The sequence below is a fragment of the Flavobacterium sp. Arc2 genome (assembly GCF_041431385.1).
Classification (GTDB): domain Bacteria; phylum Bacteroidota; class Bacteroidia; order Flavobacteriales; family Flavobacteriaceae; genus Flavobacterium.
Genome location: NZ_JASMRH010000004.1, coordinates 216,874 through 229,275 on the forward strand (window position 1 = coordinate 216,874; position 12,402 = coordinate 229,275).

Annotated in this window: 9 protein-coding genes; 4 read left to right on the forward strand and 5 right to left on the reverse strand. The window is 33.8% G+C overall.

The genetic code is table 11. The annotated features are described in order from the left end of the window. Positions 1-10: 10 nt before the first annotated feature. Together QO182_RS04225 and QO182_RS04230 are read right to left on the reverse strand one after the other, a co-directional pair. The gene (locus QO182_RS04225; protein WP_371560063.1) at positions 11-2,443 is read right to left on the reverse strand and encodes a YfhO family protein; all 2,433 of its coding nucleotides are present in this window, start codon (positions 2,441-2,443) and stop codon (positions 11-13) included. Positions 2,444-2,490: 47 nt separating this feature from the next. Next, positions 2,491-2,772, reverse strand: coding sequence for a DUF4834 family protein (locus tag QO182_RS04230; protein ID WP_371540961.1), 282 nt, complete (start codon positions 2,770-2,772; stop codon positions 2,491-2,493). Between the two features lie 133 nt (positions 2,773-2,905). On the opposite strand from QO182_RS04230, the gene QO182_RS04235 reads away from it, so the two are divergent. Continuing rightward, entirely contained in the window at positions 2,906-3,871 is a 966-nt protein-coding gene (locus QO182_RS04235) for a transporter (protein ID WP_371560065.1), read from the forward strand. 9 nt (positions 3,872-3,880) lie between these two features. After that, positions 3,881-4,999 (forward strand): GTP cyclohydrolase, encoded by a 1,119-nt coding sequence (locus QO182_RS04240; RefSeq protein WP_371560067.1) that lies wholly within the window; start codon positions 3,881-3,883, stop codon positions 4,997-4,999. A 103-nt stretch (positions 5,000-5,102) separates the two neighbouring features. Here the strand turns inward: QO182_RS04240 and QO182_RS04245 are convergent, their stop codons facing one another. Both QO182_RS04245 and QO182_RS04250 read right to left on the reverse strand, forming a co-directional pair. Then, complete coding sequence (locus tag QO182_RS04245; RefSeq protein WP_371560068.1) at positions 5,103-5,459, reverse strand: hypothetical protein; 357 nt, start codon at positions 5,457-5,459, stop codon at positions 5,103-5,105. A gap of 122 nt (positions 5,460-5,581) precedes the next feature. Next, complete coding sequence (locus QO182_RS04250; RefSeq protein WP_371540965.1) at positions 5,582-6,844, reverse strand: aminotransferase class I/II-fold pyridoxal phosphate-dependent enzyme; 1,263 nt, start codon at positions 6,842-6,844, stop codon at positions 5,582-5,584. Between the two features lie 216 nt (positions 6,845-7,060). On the opposite strand from QO182_RS04250, the gene QO182_RS04255 reads away from it, so the two are divergent. Further along, a complete protein-coding gene (locus QO182_RS04255; RefSeq protein ID WP_371560069.1) occupies positions 7,061-7,858 on the forward strand; it encodes an NYN domain-containing protein in 798 nt (265 codons plus the stop codon). On the opposite strand, the gene QO182_RS04260 is transcribed toward QO182_RS04255, so the two are convergent. Continuing rightward, positions 7,855-10,224, reverse strand: a complete 2,370-nt coding sequence (locus QO182_RS04260; RefSeq protein WP_371560072.1) for a 7TM diverse intracellular signaling domain-containing protein — start codon at positions 10,222-10,224, stop codon at positions 7,855-7,857. The genes QO182_RS04255 and QO182_RS04260 overlap by 4 nt on opposite strands. Before the next feature lie 170 nt (positions 10,225-10,394). Between QO182_RS04260 and QO182_RS04265 the strand changes: the two genes are divergently transcribed. Further along, positions 10,395-11,903, forward strand: coding sequence for an FMN-binding glutamate synthase family protein (locus tag QO182_RS04265; protein ID WP_371560074.1), 1,509 nt, complete (start codon positions 10,395-10,397; stop codon positions 11,901-11,903). Positions 11,904-12,402: the final 499 nt, after the last annotated feature.

Below are 12,402 nucleotides of genomic sequence, written 5' to 3' on the forward strand. Positions count from 1 at the left end.
TAAAAAAACTTTAAACTTTAGACTTTAAACTTTTTTTCCTTTCATAATAAATTCCTCCCACTAAAAGCAATAACATCCCTACAGCACTAATTAAAGTAATAGTACTTCCAGTTTTTATTACTTGTGGTTCAAACTTAAACTCAATAGTATGTTCTCCCCCAGGAATAATCAAAGCTCTCAATACATAATCAACAGGGAAATGTTCTGTCTTTACTCCGTCAATGTAGGCATTCCATCCATCTTCATAATAGATCTCAGAGAAAACCGCTAAGCCTTCGTTTTTATTATTAGAAGTATATTTTATATAATTGGGTTTGTATATGTCTATTTTAATTGTTCCTGATGTGTCTAAATTTCTTTTTAAACGCGCATTTTTAAATTTATCACCATACAGATGAATATTGAAAATAGCTGCTTTCTTAGTATCCACTTCGTTTAGCAATTTCATTTCATCATTAGACTTATTTACTAATTTGACATCATTAACAAACCAGGCATTTCCATTAGCATTTGGATTTACCGTTGGGAATTCTTTTCCTTCTTTATCGGTCTGAATGATATATTTAACATTCAACATGTTTAGGATTTCCATGTTGTTTTTAGCGATTTGATAATCAAACAGCTGCTGTACTTTTCTAGGTTTTGCAGCGTGATACCCTCCAATAGATTTATGAAAATATGAAGCTCTCGCACTCGAAAAATTACCGCTCACCTCAAAAACACGATAATGACTCGTGTCTTTTAATATCATGGCATCTGAAGGCGTTTCCTGAAAAGGTACTTCAACTTCTCTTCCGCTGACAAAATCTTTAGCAGAAACATAATTCTTATCCACAAAAAACAAGTCGGAAACCATAAATAATCCAACAAGTATTATAGCCGTATTCTGAGCAATTTTGTTTTTTATAAATAACCAAAGAACTCCGGCAGACAGAAGAATAAAAAATCCAGAACGTAACAAATCTGCACTATACAAACTCATCCTGTCGCCTTTAAGGGCATCAACAAATCCAGGTCCGTAACTTTCTCGATAATATCCGTCATTAGCACCTGAAAAGCTAAACATACTTTTACTTAAAAACAAAACTACGATAAGTCCTAAAGCCACTGCTCCTGAATGCCAAAGAGCCTTCCATTGCATTTCTTTATCTAATTTAAAAAATGACTGTAATCCCATAATTGCTAAAACAGGGAAACATAATTCTAAAATTACCTGTATTGAAGAAACTGCTCTAAACTTATTGTACATGGGTACATAGTCAATAAAGAAATCAGTCAATACTGGAAAGTTTTTTCCCCAGGAAAGTAATAATGCGGTAATTGCTCCAGCAAGAAAAACATATTTAATTTTTCGCTCATCAATAAATAAAGCTATAATTCCCAAAAAGAAAACTACAACCCCAATATAAGCTGGTGCTGCAACAATAGGTTGGTCTCCCCAATAAGTTGGCATCCCTTTTACATAATCAGCTGCTTGTGCTTCAGGAACTCCTTGCCCAATCATGAATTCATACATTTTACTATCTGGACCTAGCGCTTCATGGTTTGATCCACCAAAAAGTCTTGGCGCAATCAAATTGAAACTTTCTGCTAGTCCGTAGCTATATTCCGTAATATAATCCCTAGTCATAGCGCTTGAAGAAGTGCTTTTTGAACCATCAGGATTAAAAGTCAATTCGCTTTTTCCCCTAGTACTAAAAGTGGCATATTCAGAAGTAGCCAGTAAATTGGTTGCATTGGCACCGATGGCAAATATCCCTGCAATTGCCAAGACTCCAAGTGAATTTAAAAGTGATTTATATGATTTGTCTTTAATATCTAAATAGATAAAGTAAGCCGAAAGTATCAGCAAGAAAATCAATAAATAATAGGTCATTTGAAAGTGATTGGCATTAATTTCCAATGCTGTCGCAAACATAGTAAGCAACCCACCCACAACATATTTTTTTCGGTATACCAGTATAAAACCAGCAATTACAAGTGGCATATAAGCAATAGCATGTGCTTTAGCATTATGTCCTACACCAAGTATTATAATCAAATAAGTAGAAAACCCGAAAGCTAGGGCACCAAAAAAGGCCTTTAGTGGATCTGTTTTTAAAACTAATAGTAAGCCATAAAACCCTAAGAAGTATAAAAATAAATAATCTGCCGGACGAGGTAAAAAACGCAAAGCGTCATCTATTGCACCTATAAAATCGTAAGGATACTTTGCCCCTAATTGATAGGTTGGCATTCCTCCAAAAGCACTGTTTGTCCAATAGGGCTCCACATGTTCAGCAGCTCTAAAGTCATTTTGCTCTTTGGCCATACCTGTATATTGAGCAATATCAGATTGGTAAATTTGTTTACCCTGCAAAACGGGATAAAAATAGATTAAAGAGACGAGAACAAAACCAAGAATGGCTAAAGCGTGCGGGTAAAATTTATTGATAATTTTCAAATTTCCAGATTTATTTTTAAAATATGAGACTGTTAATTAGGGCAAATCTAATCTATTTCTTCGTAATCGACATAATCCCCTACTTTTTTGGTTTCCCTTGGTTTCGTGGAATTAGAGGTATTATAAATTACTTCGTCATTAGACTGTGCTTTCTTCCAAGAAGTATCTTGAGTTTTATTTTGCTGTTGCTGAAAATTCTCTCCTGCTTTTTGTACTACTTTTTTAACGAGTAAAGGCAAAAATAACTTCGCCAAAAACTTAAAAATATAATAGAAAGCCAGAATGTAAAACAGTACTCTTATAAAACCCGTAAAGGAGGCAGTTTGCATAATCAAATATTTTTTAGCAAAATTAATAAAACCATCTCGAAATTTCGGGACAAAATTAAAATATCATTCTTAAATAAATGATAAAATATAGTACATTTGAACAGCGTTATTACTTTTAAACCCAAAAAACAATATGTCAAAACTTAAAATAGTACTTGCTGCTGTGATTTTTATGTTTCCAATAATTCACTATGGTCAACATACTGATCAGATTAATTCAAATAGACCTGGTGAAACAATGTCTGCCTTTGCTGTTGGAAAATCCGTGATTCAAGTGGAAACCGGAATTTACGGTATTCAAGAGAACCACCGCTTATTAGGGTATGACGCTAAAGGATTTGGATTAGATTTAACTTTACGATATGGCGCATTACTCGAGCGCTTAGAATTTATAGCCGATTTGCAATACCAAAATGAAGACTTCACAACTCCATATAGCAATACTAAGAAATCCGATTTAAAGCAAACGGTTTTAGGTGCAAAATACCTAATCTACGATCCGTTTAAAAATCACGAAAATAAAATTAATATTTATAGTTGGAAAGCCAATCATTCTTTCAATTGGCATCAATTAATTCCTGCAGTGTCTGTATTTGCCGGTGCAAACTTCACGATGAAAGATAACCCCTATTATTTTTCTCCTGATGCCAGTATCTCGCCAAAAGCCATGCTGATAACACAAAATCATTTAGGTGATGGAACTTGGGTTTTTGTGACAAACATAATAGCAGACTATATAGGTACTGATTATCCAAGTTACGGCTATGTACTAACATTGACAAAAGGATTCAATGATAAATGGTCTGGGTTCGTTGAAAACCAAGGATTTAAAAGTGATTTTTACAGTGACGCCATCCTTAGAGGCGGTGCTGCTTACTTGCTAAACAACGACATGCAAATTGACGCTTCAATAAGCACCAATTTTAAAGATACACCAACCGTCCTTTATGGAGGAATAGGATTTTCTTGGCGCTATGATGCGCGTTATAAAGAAGTGCGAATGAGCATCGACAGTGGTGACAATTCCAAATCAAAATCGCAGAAGAAAGTGGAAAAAAAGAATAAAAAACGCAAAGATCAAATTCAATCTACACAATAAAAAAACATAATGATTACTATAAAAGAAGCTATTACAAAAAAGGAATTAACGACATTCATAAAATTCCCTTTTTCACTATATAAAGACAATGAATTCTGGGTGCCACCAATTATTGCCGATGAATTAGAATCATTCGATAAAACTACAAATCCTGCCTTTGAAAATGCAGAAGCTTATTTTTACATCGCGTATAGAAATGACGAAATAGTAGGTAGAATTACCGCTATTATCAACTGGAGCGAAGTAAATGACCAGCAAAAAAAGAAAGTCCGCTTTGGATGGTTTGACGTTATAGACGACATTGAAGTAACCAAAGCCTTACTCGAAAAAGTTTATGAACTAGGTCGCAAAAACAATCTAGAACACGTAGAAGGACCTATGGGTTTTTCTAATTTAGATAAAGTAGGCGTGCTTACTGAAGGCTTTGACCAACTAGGAACCATGATCACTTGGTACAATCCTCCTTATTACGCTACTCATTTTGAAAAACTGGGTTACGTAACTGAAAAAGAGTATATCGAAAGTAAATTTCCTTTTAAAAATGTAAAGCTTGAAGCTTTTGATAAAGCGCAAGAAATAATCAAAAGAAGGTACCAGCTTAAAGCACTAAATTTCAAAAAAACAAAAGACGTGATGCCTTATGTAGACAAGATGTTTGATTTATTCAATGCTTCTTACGCTAGTTTATCTTCATTTGTTCCAATAACCGACATTCAAAAAGAGTATTTTAAGAAAAAATACATCAGCTTCATCAATCCCGAATACATAAAATTTGTAGAGGATAAAGACCAGAATCTAGTTGCTTTTGCCATCGTGATGCCTAGTTTTTCTAAAGCATTACAAAAAGCAAACGGCAAACTTTTCCCTTTTGGATTTTACCATTTATTAAACGCCAGAAAAAATAGTAAAGACGTTACTTTTTACCTGATTGGAGTTCATCCAGACTACCAAAGCAAAGGAGCGCATGCTATAATTTTTAAAGAGTACCATACTACTTTTACCGAAAAAGGAATAGAAAACTGTATTAGAACCCCAGAATTAGCCGATAATCATGCGATTCATGCAATTTGGAAAAACTTTGACCCAAAAATTATTTGTCGAAGAAAAACATTTAGAAAAGAACTTTAAAAAAAGTTTTTAGTAATCAGTTCTTCTTTCGATTTTCTATAAAAACACAATATCCATTAGCGCAAACTAATGGATATTTTTTTATTTTTTATTTAAGTCAAAGCTATTCTTTGCAATCAATTTTATTGTACACTAAATTTCCGTCAAATTTGATTTTCGTTTTATCTTTAAAAGCCATTTTCCCGTTGATTTCAATAATTTCACCATAGCCCCCCACATAAGTATTTGCGTCTTTTTTTAAAAAAACCAATTTGCCTTTAAATTGATTGATATCATTTATATCAGCAGTAAGTGTAATGGTGTCCTTTTCAATTATGGCTTGGTAACATTCTTTGGCTGCTGTTTCCAGAGGCGCTTCAACTTTTACCTGAGGAACACTCACTTCTTCTTTTTTACTATTCATACAATAGGTAGACAAAGCCAATATTATAACAGTAGAAACCAAATATACATTTTTCATGTTTATTTGGTTTCTACTGTTAATAGACTAGTAAATTTAGCTAAAAAAACAAAAAACCATTCATAAAACGAATGGTTTTTGTTATCACATTCCCATAAAGAGAATCTAAAAATAGTAGAGTATTATGCGTCTAAATCAACTTTTGTTTTAGATGCAATCTCTTTATAAGTACCATTTTCTAATTTCTCACGTATAGCTTCAAACGCAACAAGAGTCTCATCAATATCAGATAATGTATGAGGAGCCGTTGGAATTACACGCAATAAAATCATTCCTTTTGGAATCACAGGATAAATCACAATCGACAAGAAAATACCGTGATTTTCTCTCAAGTCATTTACCATTACCATAGCTTCCGGAACACTTCCTTCAAGATAAACAGGTGTCACACAGGTATTTGTGTCCCCAATATTAAATCCTCTGCTTCTTAAACCGCTTTGTAAAGCATTAACATTCTCCCAAAGTTTAGCTTTTAATTCTGGATGATTACGCAACAAATCTAAACGCTTCAATGAACCAATTACTTGAATCATTGGTAGTGATTTAGCAAACATTTGAGAACGTAAGTTGTATTTTAGATAATCAATAATGTCTTTATCAGCTGCAATAAAAGCACCAATGTTAGCCATTGATTTTGCAAAAGTCGAAAAGTAAACATCAATATCATCTTGAACTCCTTGCTCCTCACCTGCCCCAGCACCTGTTTTTCCCAGTGTACCAAAACCATGTGCATCATCAACCAGTAAGCGGAAATTGAACTTTTGCTTCATCGCAACAATCTCTTTCAGTTTACCTTGTTGACCGCGCATTCCAAAAACACCTTCAGTAATAAAAAGAATTCCTCCCCCTGTTACTTCAGCTAATTTAGTAGCACGCTCTAAGTTTTTTTCCATACTTGCAAGATCATTGTGACGGTATGTAAAACGTTTCCCCATGTGCAAACGGACACCATCAATAATACAGGCATGAGCATCAACATCATAAACAATTACATCATTTTTTGTAACCAATGCGTCAATTGTTGACATAATTCCTTGGTACCCAAAATTCAATAAATAAGCAGATTCCTTCATTACAAAAGCAGCCAATTCATTCTCTAATTGCTCATGGTATTTTGTATGACCACTCATCATTCTCGCGCCCATAGGATAGGCTGCACCATATTCACTCGCTGCATCGGCGTCTGCTTTTCTCACCTCTGGGTGATTCGCTAAACCTAAATAGTCATTCAAACTCCAGTTCAAAACCTCTTTTCCACCAAACTGCATTCTAGGACCTAATTCACCTTCTAACTTAGGAAAAACAAAATATCCCTCCGCTTGCGAAGCCCATTTCCCTAAGGGTCCTTTATTGTTCTGAATCCTTTCGAATAAATCTTTTACCATAATATATTTAAGTAATAATTTTAATTTTAAGAAGTTGCAAAAATAAATATTTAAATCTTAAAAAAGGATTTTATGTCACTTTTTTTTAGTACCCGTCCTGCGCGTTCGTATTTTCGTTATGAAAAACGACTGTTATACCATGGTCAGAACCGCAAAAATTCGTTTTCAATAATAAACTTTGTACCTTTGAATAAATATTTCAATTCGACTTAATTTATGGCACTAGATACAAAAGAATTAAAATTGGCTGTTCTAATTGACGCAGACAATGTTCCCTATAGCAATGTGAAAGGAATGATGGAAGAAATAGCTAAATACGGAACACCTACAACCAAACGTATATATGCCGACTGGACGAAGCCTAATGCTGGAGGCTGGAAAAGTGTTTTATTAGAACATGCAATTACGCCAATTCAACAATACAGCTATACAGTTGGAAAAAACTCTTCAGATTCGGCAATGATTATTGACGCTATGGATCTATTGTATTCTGATAAAGTAGATGGATTCTGTATCGTTTCCAGTGATTCTGACTTTACACGATTAGCGATACGATTAAGAGAATCTGGAATGAAAGTTATTGGAATTGGAGAGAAAAAAACACCTAATTCCTTTATTGTTGCCTGTGATCGATTTATTTATATCGAAGTTTTAGACGGTGCTATTCAGAAAAAAGCAAAAAAACGCTCTGCAGACACTAAAAAACCTGCTGGAAAACCCGCTGGAAAAACGATTGAGAAACCTATTGAGAAGTCATTAAACAAAATAGATACACAAACCATAGAGCTAATAGAAACTACTATAGAAGACATTTGTGATGATGACGGCTGGGCGTTTCTTGGTGATGTTGGAAACCTTATCGTAAAAAGAAAACCCGAATTTGACCCTAGAAATTATGGTTTTGCAAAATTGACTCCAATGTTAAAATCTTTGACTGATATCCTAGAAATCGACGAAAGAGAATCGGAGAAAAAAGGAATCAAACACGTTTATGTACGATTGCGTTTCAGCTAGACTAATTGTTTAACTATAGTATATAAGTCTTCTTTTTTAATTGGCTTAGATAAATAATTATTCATTCCTATTTCTGCAACTCGTGCTTTTGTGCTTTCCATAACATCAGCTGTTACCGCAATAATAGGAATGTTCACATTTTCTACTCCTACAGCACCGCCTCTTATTGCGATTGCTGCTTCGTAGCCATCCATAACTGGCATTTGAAGATCCATCAAAACAATATCAATCTTATTTGTTTTAAATACATCCAATCCTTCCTGACCATTATTTGCATATAAAACAGTGGTGTTCAACCATTTTTTAGTAATCATTTTAATCACCATCTGGTTCATTGCATTGTCTTCAACCACTAAAATAGTTTTTCCGCCCAAGTCATAAACAACTATTTCAGCAGGTACTATTTCACTTTTTTTAATTTCAACTACATCCAAATCAATTGTAATTTTACAACTTGTACCTTTATCCACTACACTTTCTATTTTTATTATTCCATCCTGCATATCCACCAACGTTTTTACAATGAACAAACCTAAACCAAGTCCCCCGAATTTTCTTTTGTTATCAATATTATTTTGAGAAAAAGAATCAAAGATACTTTCCATTTTTTCTTTTGGTATTCCCGCTCCTGAGTCAGAAACATTCATTATCAAACTAACCTTATTATCATCCTTCAGCAGAACACTAACATTAAAATTCACAAAGCCCTCAGATGTAAATTTAATAGCATTACTTAGCACATTATTTACAAGCTGTACTAATCTAGTTTCATCCCCTTTAACAATCTCAGGAATATCATTTGTCATCGAAAATTGAAATTCTAATCCTTTATCTTTCGCTCGAATTTCCGCACTATTCTTTAAACCCTGAAAAAAATTCATTGGGCTAAAATCCACTTTTTCTAATTTCAATTCCTTTTTTTCAATTTTAGAAAAATCTAAAATATCATTTACTGAACTTAGTAAACCATGGGAAGAATATTTTATGACTTCGCAATTCTTTCTAATTTTTTCATCTTCTACTTCACTAGCCACAGAATCTATTAAATTTATAATAGCATTTAATGGTGTTCGCAACTCATGACTGATATTAGATAAAAAATAAGTTTTTAGATCATTCATCTCCTCTGAACGAATCAAAGCAATACGATTCAGCTCATTTTTTTCATTTTTCAAACTTCTTATTAGATTAGACATTGAAAGCGAAAGAAAGACAACTTCCATGCCAGTACCTAATTTTGAACTATTTTGAGTCAAAAAATTGCTAGGTAGTATTCCAAAATTATGCAATATAAACACGGTAAATCCCACAATCAAAAACAAAATACCTGCCGAGAAAAAAGAGTCTACTGGTTTCCGTTTGTAATACAGGTAAATTATAGAGTACACAATCAATACTAGAAATACTAATGTCAGAATGTTTATCAGTAGGTAACTTAGCAGCAAAAGTGACGGAAATAAAACCACGCAGACAAATAACAGCAAAAGCAGCATATAAGAAACATTAAACAAAATGTAAATCGTTTTACTGTGCTTTTTAACTTTTAAAAATACTTCGCTATATTTTCCAGAGAAAAAAACTGCAATTATAGCAATAAAAAGCAAGGCATGGTCTGAAAACCATCCTGCATAAGGGGTCACAAATTCGTAGAAAAAACCATCTAAAGCGAATTGCAACAGCCCTACAAAAACAACATACAGACTATAATATAAAAAAGTTTTATTCCCTAAGGCAAAAAAGAAAAAAAAGTAAATAACAGCTACGATTGCCAAAATGCCGTAAAAAAATCCAAAAACTAACTGCTCAAAAGAAATCTTCCGTATAAAATTATCTGCATTGCGTAAAGTTAGTGGGATTTTCAACACCTCTCCATCACTTTTTAAATGTAAAAAAAAAATTAAATTTGAATTAGGTTGGATGTCAATCTTAAAAATTGTCCTGCGATTATCATATGTTCGTTTAGAAAAGGGAATCCCATCTCCACTAACTGCTTTAGAAACCTTACCAGACACCTGATCAATCGTATATAACTCAGCAAGATTAGTTATGGGCAAAGCTGTTTCCAAATAATAATGTAAATCTAAATCAGTGGGGTTTTGAAGTCCAAAATTTGCCCAAAAATTATTTTGCGTAAAACCTAAATCATCAATTGCCGTTTTTAATGCTTTAGGATCCAATGCATCATAATGCATCATTATATATTTAATATCTAATTCTCTTTCACCTACATCTGTTATAGAAGTATAGCTATGTAAAGATATTTCCTCAGGCAATGCATCCGCCTGAAATATATATTGCGAATATGCATTGGAAAAAATGAAAAAGAAAATTATAAAAGCATTAATGAGGGTAGTGTTTTTCTTCATTCTTATATTTTATTCTTTGTATTTATCGTATTTAAGTAAAACTAATTTTTCAGATTTCCTTAGCTGTTTTCCACGGTGTGAAATATATAAATATTTTTTTTTTTATAATAGTAAAATATGCGAAAGAACTTATATTCTTACTAAATTAGAGGTCTACAAAAAACTTTAATATGAGAATAAAATTTTTTACTTATGGAATTGCCGTCTTTATTAGTAGCATGGCATCGCATTTTTACTTCAACACGGGGTTGCTCTTCCCTATTATTATTCTACTCCTTTTAGTTATTGGCTTTTTTAATATCATACAACCTAAACATGCCATTCTTAGAAATTTTCCCGTTTTGGGTTATTTCAGGTATTCTTTTGAAAGCATAGCTCCTGAGATACAGCAATATTTCATTGAACGAAATACAGATGGAAAACCATTTTCAAGAAGTGAACGCGCCCTTGCTTACCAAAGAGCGAAAAACATAGATGCCACTACTCCATTTGGAACACAATTAGACATTAATCAATCCAATTATGAAGGAATTAAACATTCTGTCTTTCCAGTTAAAGTCAATCACGATTTGCCGCGAATTCTAGTGGGCGGGCAAGATTGCACGCAGCCGTACTCTGCTTCGTTGCTAAATATTTCAGCAATGAGTTTTGGTTCCTTGAGCGAGAATGCAATCGTAGCGCTTAACAAAGGAGCACTTAAAGGAAATTTCTATCATAATACCGGTGAAGGCGGGCTAACCGAATTTCACCTACATGGTGGTGACGTAACTTGGCAAATAGGTACTGGATATTTTGGCTGCCGCAGTGATGAAGGAAATTTTGATGCTGAAAAATTCACCGAAAAAGCCAATACCCCTTTTGTAAAGATGATTGAAATAAAATTATCACAAGGAGCAAAACCAGGTCATGGAGGCGTATTACCCGCAGAAAAAAACACAGAGCAAATCGCAAAAATAAGAGGAGTTAAACCGCACACAACCATTCTTTCTCCTCCCAGCCATAGTGCATTTCATGATGCTAGTGGCTTAATACACTTCGTTGCTTTACTACGCCAATTATCTAATGGAAAACCTATTGGCTTTAAGCTATGCATAGGGCAGACAAACGAGTTTGAATCAATTTGCCAAGAAATGATTCTGCAAAATTGTTTTCCCGATTTCATAACAGTTGATGGAGCTGAAGGTGGAACGGGCGCTGCGCCATTGGAGTTTTCAGATGGAGTAGGAATGCCATTTGAACCTGCACTTATTTTTGTGAACAAAACATTAATTAGGTTAAACATTCGAGACAAAATACGCGTAATATGCAGTGGCAAAATAATCTCAGGTTACTCCATACTAAGAGCAATAGCAATGGGAGCAGATATGTGCAACAGCGCCAGAGGTTTTATGTTTTCCTTAGGTTGTATTCAAGCATTGCGATGCAATAACAATACTTGTCCTACTGGTGTTGCCACTCAAAATAAAATGCTAATGAAAGGCTTGGTTGTGACAGATAAATCAGAACGAGTTTATCATTTCCATAAAAATACTTTGCATGCGGCAAATGAACTTCTTGCCGCAGCAGGAAAGTCGAGCTATGAAGAAGTTGACGGCAGTATTTTTATGCGTGGAGATGAATTCTCGCATCTGGCTGATCTGTATTTCCCAGACAACTTGGGAAGCGTTACGCAGTACTAAAAGAAAATTAATATCCACAAAAAAGGAGGGCTATTGAAGCCCTCCAATTGTTAATTCTGATTTACCATTATCAACTCATACATTAAAAAAGTATAGCTGAATATTGCAATGTCATTCTCATGTGAAGATTGACATACACAAGTAATTAATCAAAACCACCTATCAAAGATATTAAAAATTATCTTAAAATTACTGTAAATCAATAGTTTAACTAACAATTAACCAAATAGCAAGTTGACTTTAAACAATCTTTAAGTTTACTTCTACTTTATTAATAAGTTCACATCAATCACGTCTTTTTTAAGTGTTTTCCAAATTACTATTTCATTACCAAATTAAAACGAAAGTCAGTTCCTCTGATATTCCAATAAAAAAGGAGGCCTTGTTACAGACCTCCAATTTTCAGATTTTGGTTTATCTTCGGATCAAGCGCAAAAGTTGGGGATTATCCAAAAAGGTTAGATAATCTGAACAAGAAAAAGTCGATTTTCCGAACCCC

Coding starts and splice junctions, on each gene's coding strand:
- QO182_RS04235 (WP_371560065.1), top strand. CDS start 2,906: ATGTCAAAACTTAAAATAGTACTTGCTGCTGTGATTTTTATGTTTCCA.
- QO182_RS04240 (WP_371560067.1), top strand. CDS start 3,881: ATGATTACTATAAAAGAAGCTATTACAAAAAAGGAATTAACGACATTC.
- QO182_RS04245 (WP_371560068.1), bottom strand. CDS start 5,459: ATGAAAAATGTATATTTGGTTTCTACTGTTATAATATTGGCTTTGTCT.
- QO182_RS04230 (WP_371540961.1), bottom strand. CDS start 2,772: ATGCAAACTGCCTCCTTTACGGGTTTTATAAGAGTACTGTTTTACATT.
- QO182_RS04265 (WP_371560074.1), top strand. CDS start 10,395: ATGAGAATAAAATTTTTTACTTATGGAATTGCCGTCTTTATTAGTAGC.
- QO182_RS04260 (WP_371560072.1), bottom strand. CDS start 10,224: ATGAAGAAAAACACTACCCTCATTAATGCTTTTATAATTTTCTTTTTC.
- QO182_RS04250 (WP_371540965.1), bottom strand. CDS start 6,844: ATGGTAAAAGATTTATTCGAAAGGATTCAGAACAATAAAGGACCCTTA.
- QO182_RS04255 (WP_371560069.1), top strand. CDS start 7,061: ATGGCACTAGATACAAAAGAATTAAAATTGGCTGTTCTAATTGACGCA.